The organism is Acinetobacter sp. IK31, from assembly GCF_035615195.1.
Classification (GTDB): domain Bacteria; phylum Pseudomonadota; class Gammaproteobacteria; order Pseudomonadales; family Moraxellaceae; genus Acinetobacter; species Acinetobacter calcoaceticus_C.
Map to the genome: position 1 here is coordinate 1 of NZ_JANBOB010000015.1, position 20042 is coordinate 20042.

General features: G+C 36.8%; 13 protein-coding genes. 7 read left to right on the forward strand and 6 right to left on the reverse strand.

Annotated elements, in window-relative coordinates:
* Together MSG66_RS07870 and MSG66_RS07875 are read left to right on the forward strand one after the other, a co-directional pair.
* Window positions 1-6042: DUF637 domain-containing protein (locus MSG66_RS07870; RefSeq protein WP_324653446.1), on the forward strand; the 6042-nt coding region annotated here is incomplete at its 5' end.
* A 15-nt stretch (window positions 6043-6057) separates the two neighbouring features.
* The gene (locus MSG66_RS07875; RefSeq protein ID WP_324653448.1) at window positions 6058-6615 is read left to right on the forward strand and encodes an SMI1/KNR4 family protein; all 558 of its coding nucleotides are present in this window, start codon (window positions 6058-6060) and stop codon (window positions 6613-6615) included.
* Window positions 6616-6693: 78 nt separating this feature from the next.
* On the opposite strand, the gene MSG66_RS07880 is transcribed toward MSG66_RS07875, so the two are convergent.
* From MSG66_RS07880 to MSG66_RS07890, 3 genes are all read right to left on the reverse strand, one after another.
* Window positions 6694-7272, reverse strand: coding sequence for a hypothetical protein (locus tag MSG66_RS07880; protein ID WP_420714251.1), 579 nt, complete (start codon window positions 7270-7272; stop codon window positions 6694-6696).
* Window positions 7273-7274: 2 nt separating this feature from the next.
* Entirely contained in the window at window positions 7275-7796 is a 522-nt protein-coding gene (locus MSG66_RS07885) for a hypothetical protein (RefSeq protein ID WP_324653452.1), read from the reverse strand.
* Between the two features lie 150 nt (window positions 7797-7946).
* Window positions 7947-9407, reverse strand: a complete 1461-nt coding sequence (locus tag MSG66_RS07890) for a coniferyl aldehyde dehydrogenase (RefSeq protein WP_324653454.1) — start codon at window positions 9405-9407, stop codon at window positions 7947-7949.
* A 130-nt stretch (window positions 9408-9537) separates the two neighbouring features.
* Here MSG66_RS07890 and MSG66_RS07895 point away from each other — a divergent pair, with 130 nt between their 5' ends.
* Entirely contained in the window at window positions 9538-10608 is a 1071-nt protein-coding gene (locus MSG66_RS07895) for an AraC family transcriptional regulator (protein ID WP_324653456.1), read from the forward strand.
* Between the two features lie 14 nt (window positions 10609-10622).
* On the opposite strand, the gene MSG66_RS07900 is transcribed toward MSG66_RS07895, so the two are convergent.
* The 3 genes from MSG66_RS07900 to MSG66_RS07910 form a co-directional block, all read right to left on the reverse strand.
* Window positions 10623-11519, reverse strand: a complete 897-nt coding sequence (locus tag MSG66_RS07900) for a DMT family transporter (protein WP_133974618.1) — start codon at window positions 11517-11519, stop codon at window positions 10623-10625.
* Between the two features lie 124 nt (window positions 11520-11643).
* Window positions 11644-13191, reverse strand: a complete 1548-nt coding sequence (gene garD / locus MSG66_RS07905; RefSeq protein ID WP_324653459.1) for a galactarate dehydratase — start codon at window positions 13189-13191, stop codon at window positions 11644-11646.
* Between the two features lie 70 nt (window positions 13192-13261).
* Window positions 13262-14620: an MFS transporter gene (locus tag MSG66_RS07910; protein WP_133974614.1), complete on the reverse strand. Its 1359-nt coding sequence runs from the start codon at window positions 14618-14620 to the stop codon at window positions 13262-13264.
* Between the two features lie 282 nt (window positions 14621-14902).
* Between MSG66_RS07910 and gudD the strand changes: the two genes are divergently transcribed.
* The 4 genes from gudD to MSG66_RS07930 all read left to right on the forward strand — a co-directional run bounded on the left by gudD (window position 14903) and on the right by MSG66_RS07930 (window position 19971).
* Window positions 14903-16237: a glucarate dehydratase gene (gene gudD, locus MSG66_RS07915; RefSeq protein WP_324653461.1), complete on the forward strand. Its 1335-nt coding sequence runs from the start codon at window positions 14903-14905 to the stop codon at window positions 16235-16237.
* 248 nt (window positions 16238-16485) lie between these two features.
* The gene (kdgD, locus tag MSG66_RS07920; RefSeq protein ID WP_324653463.1) at window positions 16486-17397 is read left to right on the forward strand and encodes a 5-dehydro-4-deoxyglucarate dehydratase; all 912 of its coding nucleotides are present in this window, start codon (window positions 16486-16488) and stop codon (window positions 17395-17397) included.
* Between the two features lie 30 nt (window positions 17398-17427).
* Window positions 17428-19014 carry an aldehyde dehydrogenase (NADP(+)) gene (locus tag MSG66_RS07925; protein ID WP_324653465.1) on the forward strand — a complete coding sequence of 529 codons (1587 nt, stop codon included), beginning with the start codon at window positions 17428-17430 and terminating at the stop codon, window positions 19012-19014.
* Window positions 19015-19257: 243 nt separating this feature from the next.
* Window positions 19258-19971: a FadR/GntR family transcriptional regulator gene (locus tag MSG66_RS07930; RefSeq protein ID WP_009387748.1), complete on the forward strand. Its 714-nt coding sequence runs from the start codon at window positions 19258-19260 to the stop codon at window positions 19969-19971.
* The last annotated feature ends 71 nt before the right edge of the window (window positions 19972-20042 follow it).

Consider the following 20042-nt stretch of genomic DNA (forward strand, 5'->3'; position numbering starts at 1 on the left):
GCCAACCCATTTTTAGCTACAGGCGAAGCGCGAGTTATTTTAAATGAAGTAAATTCATCAGCCGCTTCACGCTTTGAAGGAAACTTGGAAGTTGCAGGGCAAATGGCAGATGTGATTATTGCCAACCCGTCTGGTATTAGCATTAAAGGTGGTGGCTTTATTAATGCCAATAAGGCAATTTTTACCACAGGTAAGCCTCAGTTAAATGCTGATGGCAGTATCAAGCAGTTTACGGTTGACCAAGGAAAAATTACGGTTACAGCGAACCCTAATTCTAAATTTGGACTAGGTGGAAATAATAACGATGCAAACTATGTTGACCTTTATGCCCGTGCATTAGAGCTCAGTGCTGAACTACGTGCCAAAAATGATATTCAGGTCATTGCTGGGGCAAATAATGTCAGTGCAGATTTGCAGGATGTTACAGCTAAAACAGGTACTGGAACTGCACCAACATTGGCTGTGGATGTTAAAGCACTGGGTGGCATGTATGCCAATAATATCTATCTGATGGGGACTGAAAAAGGCTTAGGTGTGACTAACGCGGGGACTATTCAGGCAGTAAACAATCTGGTGGTTACCAGTGCCGGAAAAATTGAGCACAGTGGCTCAATCAGTTCAACCAGTAAAACCCAAGGTTTAGTAAACATACAAACAACGGGTACTGGTGCAGCGGGTGATATTAATAATAGTGGAACAATCTCTGGTAAGGGGATAGTTAATTTAGATTCAGCTAATGATTTAAATATTACTGCAAAAGAAGTTAAAATTGATGAAGGTAATAATACGGCATTAATTTTAGCTGCAAATGGCAATATTAACTTAAAAAATGAAATACAATTAAAAAATTCAGCAATAAATGGTGGAATTTACTTAAATGCTAATAATATTAATTTAGAGGGTAATGCAACCATTGATGGGAAGTCTGATGTTAATATTGTAGGTAAAGAAAGCATTTTAATTAAGAAAAACAACAAAATTAAATCAGGGAAAAGTATAAATATATTGAGTGGTGGTTTAAGTTTAGAAGGAAGTGAATTGACCTCTGGGCAAAATGTTAATCTTCAAAATAGTAGTGTAAATAAGAAGTTGTTAATCAATGATTCCATAATTAAAGCGGAAGAAGATTATAATTTTTATAGTCGTGGAGATATATCTATTAATAAAATTGATTTTTCACAAAGTAAAGATAACTTGAAAAAACAAAATATTAAAGTAGGATCAGGTGGAATTCTAGAATTAGGTGATAATTTTACTTTTAATTCAAAGGGGGGTGGTGCTTTCGAATCAAGAGGTAATATCAATCTTGGGGAAGGTCTTAAATTAAATTTAGATGGTGATATTAGTTTTATTTCAACTGGTAGCGATATTAAAGCAAATACGTTAAATTTAACATCAAATTTTGGTGGAATTTATTTTAAATCTAATGGAAATATTAATATTAATTCAAAAATAATTGAAAAAAAATTTTTAGACTTAAATGGAATTGAAACAGGGCTGTTTAATAAAGAGGTAAGTGAAAATTACATTAGTTCATCTAAAGATATAGATATTTATTCTAATAATAGCATATACATAAATGGAGCTGACTTTAAAACTGATTTTGGAGATTTGCTCATTAGTGGTAAAGATATTAATCTTGATGTTAGTAGAGCAGGGTATTATTTTAAAGCCAATCTTAATGGTGAAGATAAATATTGGTATTTTAGTGATAATAAAAAGCATTGGTTTAATGCAAATAATATTTTTATATTGGCTAATAATTATTTGAAGACTGTTTCTGGTATATATCAAGCAAAAAAAAATATAAATTTATTCTCTAATGGTGATGTTGATTCTCAAGTGACTACATTGAGATCTGGTGGTCATTTAAATGTTGAGGCTAAAAATAAATTAATTATTAAAGATGCATACAAAGCTAAAAGTATTTTAGACGATAACTTTATGACCGGAATTAATTCTTTTCAATCAGAAGGATTGATTTCTATTTTAGGAGGTAGTGTTGAGATAAAAGATTATTTAATCGCTAGAGGTGGTGCAATTTTAATAAACTCCTTAAAAGGAAGTGTTAATAAGGAAAAAGAGATAGAATTAGATTTAACTTCAAATAAAACCGATTTTTTTGATAAAAATCCATTATTAAAAAAATATGCTGGAACTATTGATATTAGGGGTGATGGAAATTTAAATTTTAATGTAGGTAAATACACAAGAAGTAGTATTAAAGCTTATGGTGATATTAATCTATATTTAAATGGTGGAATAGTATTTAATAAAAAGGTAGATTATATTGAAGAAATTTTAAGAAATTATAAAGATATTGTTTCAGAAAATGGGGCTGTTAATATTTCTGCAGAATATGTTGATCTTAACGGGGCAAGATTGACATCAAAAAATGGAATTTCAATTGTAGCTAATAAAGGAGATATTAGCCTTAATTCTAAAAAAGTAACTTTAGATGATGTAAATGTTATGGGGAAATTTACTGAGAGTTATGGTGATGCCTATAGTGAATTTGAATTATTTAAAAACAATAATCCTGAATATAAAAAGAAACTTGATGATTTAAACTATCATATTTATTTGACTAGGCGGGGAGTCTCGGGTAAAGGGGCTGGAAAAAAGCGTATTGATTATGCTAATGATGAAATAAATAATGCAGAAAAAGAAATTGTTAATCTTAATAATGCATATGGTGTAACAAATATTTTTAATAGAAATAAATTTTTATCTTCTGAATATGCAGTTATTTTAGGTAAAAAAAGATTTAACTATTATTTTGAAGATTTTAAACAAATTAATGAGAATATAGATTATTCTGGTTTAAATTTTTCAGGATATCTGCATAGAGGGGTTGATTTACAATCGGATGGAAATATTAATTTAATTTCAAATAATGGTATAATTTTAAACTCTGCTAATGTAAACACGTTAGGGGATTTTACTGTATACGCTAAAGGTAAGTTGGATAAGAAAAAAACAGCCGAGTTGGTAGAAAATCAGTTGGATTCTTCAATTGTGTTTGCAAATGTAAAAGATCAATATGAGCTTGGGCGTGATAATGAAAATTACTATCAAAAAATAGATATTACTAAACCAAATAATATTAATGCGAAAAATGTGAATTTAATTGCTAATGATCAAAGTGGGTTAAATTTAATAGTACAAGGTACAGATATTAAAGCTGCTGATACAATCAATATCGTGGGAAGTGGAAATATCGATTTTCGTCATAATATTGATAATATTTATACAAAAACACAACAGACTACCACAAAGGAATCTTTATTTGGTTTAAAAAAGTCTAGTACAACTGAAACAAGAATACTAGAAGGGGTTATTGGTAAAAGTGACGTTCTTAAAGCAAATAAAATAAATATTGAGTCTTTGGGGGGGAATATATCTTTATATGGTACCCAAATTCAGGCACCTAAAGATCAAGTAAAGCTAAAAGCAGCTAAAGACATTTATATGATTACTTTTCAAGATCAAATAAATGAAGTAAATACTATTAAAAAAGATGCTGGTTTTTTAGGGCTTGAATATAGAGATTCAAATTCAGTTGGTTCAAAGATTGTTAATAACCAAATACCCACTGTAATAACAGGGCGTTATATTGCTTCTTCATCTGGTGGAAGTACCTATTTAGAAGGTACCCAGTTTAACTTTACTGAGGGTGTTTCAATTAAAGTAGGTGATGGGCCTAATCCTTCTCCCGATGCAAAATTGGTTATTACTTCAGCTAAGGGCTTGTATTCGAATATTCAGGATAATAGTAAAAAGAATACTTTCTGGCAAAGTATGGAAAGTAAAGGTACAGTTGAAGAACTTGCGAATTTACCTAAATTTAATGGTCCAGTTAATAATATTAAAATTGAAGGTAATTTATCGGTACAAGTTCCTATTAAACAAGGGGAAAATTCAGAAGTTATCGATATTATTAATAACTTATCGAAAGAAAAAGGGTATGAGTACTTAAAAAATTTAATTGATAATAAAGATAAAAATGTAAGCTGGACTGCGGTTGAATTAACGAAAAAAAATTGGGACTATAAGCAGCAAGGCTTAACGCCAGCAGGCGCTGCAATATTAACTATTATTGTTACAGCTTTAACAGCTGGTGCAGGGTCTTCTGCCGCAGGAGCACTTGGTTTCTCAACCACTGGAGTGGCTGCCTCAATGGCTCAAGCTGCAATTACTTCACTTTCTACTCAGGCAAGTATCAGCTTAATCAATAATGGAGGAAATGTTGCCGCCACGTTAAAAGAATTGGGTAGTGACCAATCAATACGTAATTTAGTTGCTTCTATTGCTACAGCGGGCGCGTTAAAAAGTATATCTGTTCAATTTAACTTACCGGAAACTAGTACCGCATTTAATGACCGTTTATATGTAGCATTTGTTAATAGTACTAGCTCATCTATTATTAATTCTGCAATCAATGGGGGGAGCCTGAGTGATAATCTTGAAGCATCACTTTTAGCGGGTCTTAGTAATAGTTTACAGGCTGAATTTGCTCAGAATATTGGATTAAGCTTAGATATAAAAGACCCTACGGTCATAGATTCTCTGTTACATAAGATTGCTCATATTGCATCAGGTTGCTTAACTGGAGCTATTCAAAAACAATGTGAAGCTGGAGCAATTGGTGCTGGCGTTGGTGAGATTGTTGCAGGAATGATAGAGCAACCAAATAAAGATGCAACAGCAGAGGAAATAAATAAATATCAAGAAAAAGTCATTAACACTTCTAAATTAATATCAGGCAGTTTAGCTAGTTTAGCTGGTTATGATGCTGGTTATGCTGCCTCATCAGCTTCTTTAGCGGTCAGTAATAATTACCTAACTTCAAAAAATTATAGAGATTTGAAAACAAATTATGATGCCTGTATTAAAGGCGGGGGCAGTGTAGGTAAATGTAGTGGTGCAATGATAGCTGTTGCAGAAACTATAAGTAAAACAAATGATAAACGTTTAAGATCTGACTGTTTATATGCTACAAATGATGCATGTATTAATGGTATAAAAGAACTTTTTGAAGGAGAGCGTACCCGAAATGAACTAAATAAACTAAATAAAATTTTTTATAATTCTGAGTATAGTAAATTCAATAGTTGGTCTAAATTTAATGGTCTTTCAGCAGCAGAAACTAATATCAGAGATCTTGGCAGTTTATATTCTACTTTCGAAAAAATAGATTTTTGGCAAAAAACAAATTGTAATAATATTTCAACCGCAGCTTGCCAAACTAAATATAAGCAATACTTGAATGCGGATGAAGCTACTCGGGTTCAAATAACGGCTGGTTTGGATAGAGTCAAATCTATGCCAGTGATTGGAAATACAGTGACTGTGGGTGACGCAGTCATTACTTTAATCACAGGCCTAAGCTTGAGTACTAAAGATCCGAGCCGTTTAGTTGCTCTGGCTGAAATAGCTTCTGTTGGTATTACACGTTATATTCCACAAGTTGGACCTGTTGTTCATGTTGCACAACCTAAATATGCTGGACAGCGTTATACTACGGCCAGTTTAACTAGCAACAAAGATACCACCATTAACCCAGATACTGTTCGAGCAGCTTTGGAAAAAAATAGGGGGTGGTTAAAAGCTCATGAGAAATATAATCCTGAAAATCTTTCAATTGCAGTAGCAAAAGTTGAAACAAAGTCTGGTACAGAAAATCTACTTGCTGTGAGTGGGAAAGCTTGGAATGGAAATGCTCCAACAAATGTGGTTATTAATGGTTTAAAATATACGGTTGTTCCAATTGACTCTCATAGTGTTCAGCCAATTACATATACGGTAGATAAAAATGGTAAACCTATAAGTAATAATAATCATGCTGAAGCAAAGCTATTTAGTTATATCAAAGATACTTACTCATCTACTCCATCAAAAGTGACGATGTCAATTCAGAATACGACAAATGATCCTGCTGGAATGTGTAATGGATGTTTATTTAGTAGTGGAAAATATTTTACTAATGAAGTTCCTTTTATGAGGTTATCAATATTTCATGGCACTACAGGTAAAAACTAATTTATGGAGAATATGATGATCGATTTTGTTAAAGAATTATCTGCTTGCCGTGTTGAGGGAACACAGCTTCCTTTTTATCCTGAAAAGGTACAAGGTTATACAGAGCAAGAAATAGAGTTGATTACTGAACATTGTAACTTAAATATTCATGGACAATTTAGAGAATTTCTTCTTCAAATGGGGAGGTGTTCTGGGGGGTTAATATGGAGTGATGAGTTCTATATGTATAAAAGTTTATGGAACCCAAACAAGTTTAGACATGCTCAACAATCTGAAAAAGAAGATTTGGGTTATATCTTAACAAGTAAAGGTAAACTAGATCCTGTTGATATGAAAATGTTTTACTTATCAAGAGAGTATGAGACATATTTTTACTATCTATTAACTGCTGAAAATGATGACTTTATATGGTCATTACATGATGCTGACGATGATGTATTAGAAAAAACAAATATAACTTTATTAGAGTATTTAAAAGATTATGTTTTTGAAAAAACTAAAAGAAATCGATTTATAGATTTTGATTTAACAGAAGAACAAATTAATAGATCTATTACAGGTCGTTTACTTTAGATAGTTTTAATTATGAATAAAAGTTAAGAAAATTTAATGATTAGTAGCAGTCACTATTTTTAAATAGTGACTGCTACTTTAATTATGCTCTATTTTATTGATGACTGTAATAGGAACAGTATAGCTATTACTCATACTAGGTCTTGGTTCTAAAAAATCCTGAATTTGTCTATAAGTAATTGGGTTAGCTCGCCATAACTCTACTCCATCAACTAACTCTGTAACGGCCTTTTTTGTTTCTAAATCAACAATCCAAAATGCACAACCTTTTCTATTGTTTGGGTTTAATTCATAGCCGACCTGATAGGCCTTATTAGCTTCAATATTTACTTTTATCAAGTTTGTATAGTTAAAAGCTCCGCGGCCACACCAAATTTGTAAATCATGCTCGCCAGCTTGAAGTATTAAAGGTTCCTTTAATTTATGGTAGCCATCAGTTACTTTCTTTTTATCTACAGCAAATACAAAGGCTATCGTATCTGCTACATATTTGCGATCGTATAAATTGCCAATGATTGTAGCTGTATGAGTTGAATTCTTTGCTGGAACATAGTATTCGATTGGAGTGAGACTTGGGGTTGTACTTATACAACCTTTTAATAGTAATGAATACATACCAATAGAAATAATTTTATTTGAATTAAACAAGTGCTTCACCTTTATTTATTAAGTATGACAGGAGTGTAGATTGGCTGGGTCTGATTTGAATAAGTAGTAAAAGATTCTTTAGGTGTGACAATTTCACCTGTATTTATATTTTCTATCCAGAAGACGAGATCATCCCCTTTTTTCTTCTCTGCTTGATTATTTTTAATTTGATAGGCCTGTTGGGGTTTTGCTTCAAAGGTTAGAATTCCATAAGAAAATATTTTTGGGGTATCTGAAATAATTTTAATTTTATGAAAACCAGAAGTAATAAGATAATTTTTATCCCAATTGCTTGAGTCATTCAAAGTTGCTTTACCGTCGATATACGTTATATAGATACGAGCTTTGATTAACTTTAAAATATTGCTATTTTTTTGAAAACCTTTGATAGTAGCAAGATGAGTGATATTTACTTCTTTGGGAGCTTTGTAGAGTAGTTCTGCCGGTATTTGAGCGTAAGAAAGTTTTTGGAGTCCAAAACAAGTAACTAGGTTTATAAAAATTACTAAAAAGATTTTATGAGAGTTCTTCATTTCTAATTTAAATATAATTTTATCTATAAATATATTCTAATCTAAATAAGAAATATTTAAACAAAATTATGTGAAATTGGGTTGGATATGACTATTTATAAGAAAACAAGGATTAACAAAAAGCCTCATTGCGAGGCTTTTTTATAATCTTTATTTAATATTTGGATCGCCTTTTTTCAAGAAAAAGCGGATCGCTAATTTTTGCAGGAATGTTCCATAAGGAGGGTGGAAAAGCTGAGTAGGGAAAAACCGATGACGAATAAATACAGTTTTGGCATGTGAAAGTTCACGGAAACCCTCTTCACCATGATATGACCCCATGCCCGAGTTGCCGATACCGCCGAAAGGAGCATCATGGTTAACCACATGCCAGCCCCAATCATTGATAGTTACACCACCCGAATGAGTTTCACGTAAAATACGATCACGTTCTACCGAGCTATGCGTAAAGCAATAAAGTGCTAAAGGTCGTTCGTCCGATTTTACATAGGTAATCGCATCATCTAAAGAATCGTATGCAACCACAGGTAAAATAGGGCCAAAAAGTTCTTCTTTCATAATGCGCATGTCGGGAGTGCAATTCAGCACAATCTGTACAGGCATTCTACGACCTTGTTGGTCAAAGCTATAAGTGTCGCAAGGAATAATCCGCGCACCTTTTTCTTGTGCATCGGTCAAAATATCTTGAATACGTTTTAAATGACGGTCATTCACAATGGACGTGTAATTCTCATTGTTTGTGATGTTTTGACCAAACATTTTTATAAAGCTTGTTTTAGAGGCTTCAACAAATTCATCAATACTTTCTTTAGGAACCAACGCATAGTCAGGGGCTACACAGATTTGCCCACTGTTTGTCGCTTTACCATGTGTAATACGTTTGGCGGCATCTGCAAGCGGGTAGTTGCGGCCCACAATTGCTGGCGATTTACCACCTAACTCGAGTGTGACCGGCGTTAAGTTTTCAGCCGCTGCTCGCATGACGACTTTGCCAATAGCTGGAGAGCCAGTAAAGACAATATGGTTAAAGGGTAAAGAGGTAAATCTGGCTGGATCTGTAATTTCTTCACCAAAAACTGCCACTTCATCTTCATTAAAGACTTCGGCGAGCATACGTCGTAGCATTGCATTGGTGTTTGGTGTAATTTCAGATAGCTTAATCATGACTCGGTTGCCTGCAGCTAACGCGGCAATGAGCGGACCAAGTGCTAAATAAACGGGGAAGTTCCATGGCACAATCACACCAACCACACCTTTTGGTTGGTATTGAACACTTAAACGATTTGATAAAAATAAAAGCTCGGTACGGCGTTTACTTGGACGCATCCAGCGGCGTAAATGATGAATCGCGTGATCGGCTTCCAACACTGAACCAAGCAGATCAAGTAACTTAGATTCATCCAGTGATCTTGAACTAAAATCAGAATTAATCGCAGCAGCTAAAGCATCTTGATAACGAATAATTTGTTTTTTGAGTTGATGCAGTTTTGTACGGCGTGTTTCAAGGCTTGGGTAAGGGTCCGCCTCAAAATTGGCACGTTGTTTGGAAAAAATAAGTTCCATATGTTCAGTGGCAGAGCCGCTATATTCTTTTAAAGTGGAGCGTTCCATTTTTATTCCTTCCCATACTTTTGCTTATCATACTTTATGCTTGAAGCGTTGTATGGTCGATGTTAAATTGAGACAACAAGAGGTAATTTAGTGCCATTATGCACGTCATTCTAGGGATGGTGTAAGTTAAATGCCTAATAATCTTTATAAAAATGAAAATACTGTTATCAAAGGAAATTATGATAATGCATCTTTCGGTTCTAATACATATTTGCTGGGTTTGAGCAGTTTATTTGATGAAATGGGTTCACAAGGTCATTCAATATCAGATGTTCTATCTGGCACAGATATTTTGCCAGACACCATGAATCAATCCTCTTTATATATTTCTCAACTTCAAAAAATTCAGTTATTTCAAAATATTCAACGTTTATCTCACGATCCCTTAATTGGACTACGTGCAGGACAAAAGCAGCGGCTGTCAGATTTCGGGGTATATAGTTATGCACTCTATTCTTCGCGCAATTTTAGACAAGCAGTAGAGCTTGGCATTCGACATATTAAACTTGCAGGCCCTATTTTAAAGAAGTCTTTTTATATTCGAGATGACGCTGCGGTTTTTGAAGGGCAGGATATTATTGCACTTGGTAAGCTTCTGCCTTTAGTGTGTGAGTTTTGGTTTAGTTCCATGCAAACCTTAATTGAACGTGTACTTGAAGGGCCATTTCAAGCGAAGAAGCTTTTATTACCTTATCCTGCGCCTGATTATGCAGAAGAGTACGAAAAAGTTTTTCATTGCCCCGTTCAGTTTAATGCTGGAGTGATGCAATGGCACTTTGATTTAAAGTGGCTAGATGTGCCTTGTCCAAATGCCAACCCGATTACTGCGGATATGTGTAAGTCTTTTTGTGAGCGGATGTTAGGCACTACTGCACCTGAAGAGCCTGAGTTGGTGAAAACAATTCGTTTAATATTATTGGATGGAACAGGGCTTTTTCCATCGGCTCAAGAAATGGCTGAGCGGTTGCATATTTCAAAACGTACTTTACATCGGCGGTTAGCGGGTTTTAGTTTAACTTATCAAGAATTATTAGATGAAACTCGGCGCCGTCTTGCTGATGAATATTTGCGAGAGACGACTTTATCTATAGATGAAATTGCTGAGAGAATTGGCTTTTCAGATACCTCTAATTTTAGAAAAGCCTATCGGCACTGGACAGGCATTTCACCGAATGAGTATCGAATACAGCAAATGAATTAAATGAGCTAAGTCCGTTACTTAAATCGAGTTAATAATTTTTTCTGTAAAAATGGATTACAGAGCAAAATGGCAAATAAAATAATAAATATGCCGATCATACTAAACAGATCTGGTAATTCATGCCAAAAAATAAATCCCCAAATTCCTGCAAAAACAATTGCGATGTAGTTCATTGGGCCAATTTGTCCTGCTGGCGCTAAGCTGTACGCATAAGACATAAAAAGCTGACTAATGTTTGCTAAAAGTCCAGCGGCAACCAGTAATGCCAGTTCGTGCCAAGTGAAAATGCGCCAATGCCAGAACATTGGAATTGATGAAATTAAACTACCAAAAATACAGAAATAAAAAACAATACGCTCAGGTGGTTCTGTACTGGTTAAAGCTCTGACAGTTACAAAGGCCATGGCTGATAAAAAACATGCACCTAAACCAATAAAGGACAATGCATTGAGTAGGCCTTGGTCGGGTTTAGCAACAAATAAAACCCCAACGAGTCCAATCACAGCAGCAAAAATCATCGATTTAGTAATTTTTTCTTTTAAGAAAAGCCATGCAATGAGTGGAATAAAGATTGGGGATGAGTAGCTAAAAACCATCGCATTCGATAGTTTTAAGTTCGCAATGGCATAGAAAAAGCCATACATTGCAGCGAGCCCCACAACACTTCGCCAAGTATGCATCCAGAGTTTATCGGTCTTAACAAAGTCCAGTCCTTGCCTAAAGAGCATCGGAATAAAAATAAATAAACCCACCGCATTTCTAAAAAACACGACTGTGGCATTGTCTACCGTTTGTGAAACAAAACGAATGCACACCCCCATAATGGAAAACAATAATGCCGATGTCATGAGACAAAGCAGTGCTTTTCCAAGTTGAGTTGAGGGGAGTGTTGGAACAGTCTGGTTTTGCATATAGAAATAAGGTTCTTAATTTTCAGTGTTATTTTAGCAGCGATGGTAAGTTTTGGTGAAATGTGTCGTAATTAATAACTAAAATGTGAAAAAGATGAGGGGTATCCTCATCTTTTAAAGCTTGTTAGGTCACAGGTGCGGGGTTAAATACAGCGAGTGAGTTATGAATACCCCAACGGTCCGACCACGTTTGTTGTTCGCCACTAGCCACTTGTAAAATCAGTTCAAACAGCTCCCAGCCCACTTCCTCAATGGTTTTTTTACCAATAGCGATATCGCCTGCACTGATATCAATCAGATCATACCAACGGTTTGCAATATTATTTCGGCTTGCCATTTTAATCACGGGCACGGCAGCTAAACCATAAGGTGTACCACGGCCTGTGGTAAAGACTTGGACCGTAATTCCCGATGCCATTTGCTGGGTACCACAGATAAAGTCACTTGAAGGCGTCGCCGCAAAAATTAATCCTTTTTTAGTCGGTCTTTGCCCAGGTGAGAGAACTTCTACAATTGGCGAATGACCAGATTTAGCAATCGATCCCATCGCTTTTTCTACAATGTTGTTGAGTCCACCTTTTTTATTGCCCGGTGTGGTGTTGGCACTTCGGTCTACTTGACCTGCTGCTAAATAGTCGTCGTACCATTTCATTTCCCGAATTAAGTCTTTGGCAACTTGTTCATTTGCTGCACGTGGGGTGAGTAGGTGAATACCATCACGTACTTCTGTAACTTCGGAAAACATGACTGTGCCACCACATTGCACAATCAGGTCGGCTGCAAAACCAACGGCAGGGTTTGAGGTTACTCCAGAAAATGCATCACTCCCACCACATTGCATTCCTACAACTAAGTTAGATGCTGGAACTTCTTCACGTGTACGCTGGTTTAATTTTTCCAGATGTTGTTCTGCTACGGCTAAAATATGGTTCACCATACTTTCAAATCCGTTATGGCGTTCATCTTGCAACTGAATAATGTCTTCATTTGCTAGGGGAATATATTTGTTTTCTTTTGGAATATTTAAGAGTCGTTCTGGTTGCATTTTTTCGCAGCCCAGACTTACAACCATAATCTCTCCACCAAAATTAGGGTTGAGAGCAAGATTATGGATAGTACGAATAGGCACAATTGCAGCAGGTGCATCAATGGCCACACCACATCCATATAAATGATTTAAACCGACGACACCATCTACGTTTGGATATTTAGGTAATAAATCTTTTTCAATAATTTTGACGACATAATCGACAATACCTTCTACGCAGTTAACACTTGTGGTAATGCCTAAAATATTCTTTGTGCCTACGCTGCCATCTTTATTTTTATAGCCTTTAAATGTATATCCGCTAAGAGCAGGAAGCTTCGGATCTGGGCGGGTTGCGAGTTCTAAATCATCGAGTTCAGGTGCTTGGGGCATTTCGGTCACATTTTCATTTACCCATGAGCCTGCGGGTAAGTCTTTGTTGGCATAGCCAATCGTTTCGCCATAACGAATAATTGCTTCGCCCTGTTTTAATTCTTCTAATAAAACTTTATGCCCTTGTGGTACATGATCAACCAAGGTCAATTGATATTCTTCAATATGTGTCGATTGTGGCAACCCGCCATCATTCACCACAATGGCGACATTATCAAGAGGACTAATTTTTATCAGGATAGGCTTGGGCATGATCATTCCTTGTATACATTTGAAGAGGGCTATAACGCTTAATTTTTTCAAGCGTTATAGCACTAAAGTTTTAAGATGTTGGTTTTAACTCGAAGCGTTGGATCTTGCCGACAATAACGGTGTAGCAAATGACAGCTGCAATTGCATGCACGCCTACATAAGTCAATGCAAGGTTAAAAGAACCAGTACTGGCCAAGACATATCCGATCACAATTGGGGTGACGATTCCTGCCGTATTACCAAACGCATTCATCATTCCACCAGATAGTCCGACCATTTCTTTTGGTGCAACGTCAGACATAACCGCCCAACCTAAAGAACCTACGCCTTTACCAAAGAAAGATAACGACATAAAGAACACGATGGCTGCTTGTGAATCAACGTAATTACACATAATGATCGAGGTTGAAACCAAGAATCCGACCACGATAGGAAGTTTTCTTGAAAAGCTTAAGCTGTAATTCATGCGAATTAATTTATCCGAAATTAACCCACCTAAAATCCCACCTACAAAGCCGCAGAGTGCAGGTGCCACTGCTGCAAAACCAGCTTCTAAAATGCTGAGATGTCTTTCTTTTACAAGATAAACAGGAAACCAAGTCAAGAAAAAATAAGTGAGCGTATTTACACAATATTGTCCAATAAAAATACCGAGCATCATGCGTGAAGAAAGTAATTGCTTGACCTTACTCCATGTGATTTTTTCTCTTTTAGTATTTTGGCTGTTTTCACCCATGTCGAGTAATGCACCTTCTGAAGCAATATATTTCACTTCTTCTGGGTTAACCGTTGGATGGGTAGTCGGGCTATAAATAACTTTTAGCCAGATAAAGGAAAGTAGAATTCCTAAACCACCCATGACCCAGAAAATAGATTGCCAATGTACGGTTGCAACAAGCCAACCCATGAGGGGGGCGAAAAGTACAGTGGAAAAATAAGAAGATGAGTTAAAAATGGCAGCAGCCGTTCCACGTTCTTTGGTAGGAAACCATGCAGCAGCAATTTTACTATTACCCGGGAAAGCTGGTGATTCAGATAATCCAACTAAAAATCTTAAAATAAATAGAGATGTAATGATGGTTGCTGTATCACCCAAAATATTGGTAAAGCCAATTAAGACTGTGAATAAAGACCACAAAAACAAGCTCCAGAAATATACACGGCGAGCACCGAACTTATCGAGTAACCAACCACCTGGAATTTGACCAATAACATAGGCCCATGCAAAGGCCGAGAAGATATATCCCATGGTAACCGAGTCGATGCCCAGTTCATGAGACATTGGTGTTGCAGCCATTGAAAGGGTTGCACGATCACCGTAATTAAAGGCCGTTACCAAAAAAATCATCGCTAAAATGTAATAGCGAGTTTTCGTATGTTTGGCTCTTTGCTGAGTCACTACAGCGATATTTGTTTGCAAATTATCCATATACAAACTCTTTTAATAATCGACCTATTTGCATATCCGTGAAATAGGTGACGTCATGTCAAATTCATCGATAGAATAGATGAGAAAACGGAATTTTGTATCTACTCTATAGTCCTAGTTCTAAAACCGCGTCTTTAGATGTATGACATCATATGATTAAAAATATTATTTTGGCAAGTAGCCCCGAAAAATAATTTTTATGCGAGTTTATATTGACAAGTCATATGATGTCTTATAAGTTTTATTTGTGAAAAATATATCAGTATGCCAAGGAGTATTTTAATGGCGACCTCTACACCTATCGTTAAATCAATTCGAGCAATTCCTGTTGCTGGACATGACAGCATGCTGCTCAATTTGAGTGGTGCTCATGGACCTTATTTCACTCGTAACATACTTATTATCGAAGATAACTCTGGAAATATTGGTGTTGGAGAAATTCCGGGTGGAGAAAAAATTCTAGCCACGTTAAATGATGCAAAAGCGTTGGTGGAAGGGCAACCTATTGGGGAATATAAGAATTTACTCAAAAAAATCCAGCAGACTTTTGCTGATCGCGATAGTGGTGGACGAGGGAACCAAACCTTTGATTTACGTACCACAATTCATGTAGTGACTGCCTATGAGTCAGCATTACTTGATCTGCTCGGTAAGCATTTAAATGTGAATGTTGCAAGTTTACTGGGTGAAGGGCAGCAACGTAGTGAAGTTGAGGTTTTAGGATATTTATTCTTTATTGGCGACCAAAAACAGACTTCTTTGGACTATGCGACAACACCTCAGCATACCCATGACTGGTACAAAGTTCGTCACGAAAAAGCATTAACACCTGATGCTGTACAGCGTTTGGCTGAAGCATCTTATGACCGATATGGCTTTAAAGACTTTAAGCTCAAAGGTGGGGTTTTGCACGGTGAACAAGAAGCTGAAGCCGTCACTACAATTGCACGCCGTTTTCCAGATGCCCGTGTTACGCTTGACCCAAATGGGGCATGGTTTTTAGATGAAGCTATTGCTTTGGGTAAACATCTTAAAGGTGTATTAGCCTATGCAGAAGATCCGTGTGGCGCAGAACAAGGTTATTCAAGCCGTGAAATTATGGCTGAGTTTAAGCGCGCTACAGGTTTGCCCACAGCGACCAATATGATTGCTACAGACTGGCGAGAAATGTCGCATAGCATTCAGTTGCAAGCGGTTGATATTCCTTTGGCTGATCCACATTTTTGGACTCTGGAAGGTTCGGTTCGAGTTTCTCAACTCTGTAATATGTACAACTTAACGTGGGGCTCTCATTCAAATAATCACTTTGATATTTCACTCGCCATGTTTACACACGTTGCAGCAGCAGCGGTAGGCAAAGTCACCGCAATTGATACACACTGGATTTGGCAAGAAGGTACAGATCAGCTGACTAAAGCACCGCTTGAAATTAAAGATGGTAAAATTCAAGTACCTACTGTACCAGGGCTTGGGGTTGAACTTGATTGGGATCGCATTAATCAGGCACATGAGTTATATAAACTTAAAGGTTTAGGTGCACGTAATGATGCCGATGCGATGCAATTTTTAATTCCAAACTGGTCGTTTAATAATAAAAAACCGTGTTTGGTTCGTTAGATTTAAATAAAACTTGTTTTTATTTTATGGCTGCTCTTATGGGCAGCTTTTTTATGCGTGTGCATAAATTTTAGATAATTTTTAACTTTTAAATATAAAACAAAAGCTTAGTTCTAATTTAATTTAGTTTTTATAGAAAAGTTTTATCTCTTTAAAAATTTTCAGTTTTCATCGAGAAAATATATTGATTAAAATAAAATTTATGATGTAAGATGTCTGACAACATAAATAGGTATGGATATTTTCTAATGGATGCTCTTGAGTTAAAAAACATTGTTTCTGATGGCCTTCTTTCTTTTCCGGTGACTGACTTTGACCAAAATGGGGACTTCAATAAATCTTCTTATGCAAAACGTCTTGAGTGGTTAGCACCTTATGGGGCAAGTGCTTTATTTGCTGCGGGTGGTACGGGTGAGTTTTTCTCGTTAACTGGAAATGAATATTCTGACGTGATTAAAACAGCAGTTGATACTTGTAAAGGCAGCGTACCGATTATTGCTGGGGCAGGTGGTCCGACACGACAAGCGATTGCACAAGCGAAAGAAGCAGAACGCTTAGGTGCTCACGGTATTTTATTAATGCCCCATTACCTCACTGAAGCAAGCCAAGAAGGATTAATCGAACACGTTAAGCAAGTATGTAACTCAGTAGACTTTGGCGTAATTTTTTATAACCGTAGCGTTTCAAAATTAAATCTCGATTCAATTCAAAAATTAACTGAGATGTGCCCGAACTTAATTGGTTTTAAGGATAGTTCTGGTCAAATCGACATGATGACAGCAGTGACTCAAACGATGGGTGATCGTTTGTCATATTTAGGTGGCCTGCCGACAGCAGAGGTTTTTGCAGCGCCTTATAAAGCTTTGGGTTGTCCAGTTTATTCATCGGCTGTATTTAACTTTATTCCAAAGACTGCCATGGAATTTTATAACGCACTTCGTAGCGATGACTTTGAAACAACCAATCGTTTGATCAAGGATTTCTTCTTGCCGCTTATTAAAATTCGTGATCGTAAATCAGGATATGCGGTAAGCATGATTAAAGCAGGTGCCAAAATTGTTGGGCATGATGCAGGTCCTGTACGTCCACCATTGAGTGATTTAACTCAAGCAGACTATGACGATCTAGCTGCCCTAATCGCAACATTAGGTCCGCAATAATTTTATGTGTTCAGGCATTGGAGACGAAACATGAGTAAAAATAATGGTCAGCAGTTTATTAATGGTCAACGTATTGCTGCAAATGCACCGAGCATAGAAAGTATTAATGCAAAAGACTATCAGCCAACGGGCTATGTATTTAGCCAAGCCACCCTTGAAGAAGTGGATCAAGCTGCTCAAGCTGCGCATAATGCTTTTTTAGTTTATAGCCAAACATCTCAAGAGCAACGTGCATCTTTTCTTGAAGAAATTGCTCGTCAAATTGAAGCATTAGGCGCGAACTTACAAGAAGTGGCTTCACTTGAAACAGGTTTGCCACTTGCCCGACTTCAAGGTGAAACAGGCCGTGTTACAGGCCAACTTCGACTGTTTGCTGAACTTTTACGTCGGGGTGATTTTTATGGTGCCCGCATAGATGTTGCATTGCCAGAACGTAAGCCTTTGCCGCGTGTTGATCTTCGCCAGTACAAAGTTGGGGTAGGTCCAGTTGCTGTTTTTGGCGCAAGTAATTTCCCACTTGCATTTTCAACCGCGGGTGGCGATACCGTAGCGGCTTTAGCAGCAGGCTGCCCGGTTGTGTTCAAAGCACACTCTGGCCATATGGCGACTGCCGAATTTGTGGCAGAAGCGATTGAAAAAGCAATTGAAGTTTGCAGCATGCCTAAGGGTACATTCAACATGATTTTTGGTGCTCGTGTTGGTGCAAACTTGGTGGAGCATCCATTGATTCAAGCAGCCGGTTTTACAGGTTCACTTGAGGGTGGAATGGCACTTTATAACCTTGCTCAGAGTCGTCCTCAGCCAATTCCATTTTTTGCTGAAATGTCGAGTGTTAATCCGGTTGTTGTGTTGCCACAGGCACTTGCATCACGTGGTGAACAAATCGCTCAAGAAACGGTTGCCTCATTTAATATGGGATGTGGCCAGTTCTGTACAAAACCGGGTTTAATTTTGGGTGTGAAAGGTCCTGAGTTTGATCGTTTTGTTGCAGCTTTAAGTGAAACGACTCAAAAATCTGTGCCTCAAGTCATGTTGAACGAAGGTACTTTAAAAAGCTATCGACAAGGGATTGATGCTCTAAAACGTGAGGCTGGCTTTGAGGTAATTGCAACTGGACAAGAACCTGAGCTAGTTTCTCAAGCAAAAGCACACCTATTTAAAGCAGATCAATCGGTTTTATTATCGGGCAATCCAAAACTTCAGCATGAAGTGTTTGGACCGATGTCGATTGTGATTGCTGTAGAAGATGAGGCAACCTTATTAAAAGGAATTGACGCTTTAGGTGGGCAGCTCACGGCAACTATTATTGGTGATGACGCTGAATTATCTCAGGCTGGTACACTTCTTCATTTACTCACAGGCAAAGCCGGTCGTGTTCTATTTAATGGCTTCCCGACAGGAGTTGAAGTGTCTGATGCTATGGTGCATGGTGGTCCGTTCCCTGCAACGAGTGATGCTCGTGGAACTTCGGTAGGCACAGGTGCAATTGAACGTTTCTTACGCCCTGTCTGTTTTCAAAATACACCACAAGTGTTATTACCCGATGCATTAAAAGACAGTAATCCATTGCAAATTACTCGTTTGGTCAATGGACAGCTGAGTCAGGCTACGATTTAATAAGATTGTGCAGCTCAATTAAAGGTATTGAGCTGCATATTATTTAAGCCATTTAGTTTGATGTAACTGTCTAAATAAGCACAAGTTACTCACTTTTTAAAATATATGCGTGAGATTAATGAACCATATAAAACAATTTAATTTTAAGAACTTAGGACGGTGAAAAGCGAATATGACTATCGTGTAAGATTATAGTAAAATGAATTTCCTAATTTTTTCAACATCTCATGAGTTCTTCAGATTATGTCTAGTGCAATTAAACCTAGATCAACAAAAAAACTAAGCCAGATTATTGTAGAACAACTGATCGAGAAAATTCAGTCTGGAGATTTTCAGGTTGGAGAGAAAATTCCAACAGAATTAGAATTAATTGAAACCTTTGAAGTTAGCCGCTCTGTCATTCGTGAAGCAATTACTGAATTGCGTTCTCTGGGCTTTGTTGAAACTCGTCACGGGATTGGTACTTTTGTAAAAGAGCAAACCATTGAGCAGAATTTTTTACTGTCTAATGCCAGTCTAGAAACCATTAACGATATTGTCTCTTTACTGGAGCTTAGGATTAGCCTTGAGTCTGAAGCAGTCTTTTTAGCATCAGAGCGTCGTAAACAAATCCACATCGATAAAATGAAAGCTGCGCTTGAAGACTTTGAACGTCATATTTCATCAGATGCAAATGATGGTACGGTAAAAGCGGATTATGATTTTCATATTGCCATTGCCGAAGCTTCTGAAAACCAATATTTCGTTGATTTTTTAAAGTACCTTGGCGAAAAGATTATTCCGCGTGCACGACTTAAATCTATTGAGCAAAGTCCAGAAAACCGTGAAGAATATTTAAAAGCGGTTCATCATGATCATGTCAATATTTATAACGCGATTGTTGATCAAGATGGTTTATTGGCTCGACAAATGATGCGTGCTCATCTGTCTAAAAGTATTAAAAAGTTTAAGCAGTAAAGCTTGAGCTAAGATTAGGCAGAGTAAGATAAAAAGAGAGCTTATAGAAGCTCTCTTTTAATTTGATAGGG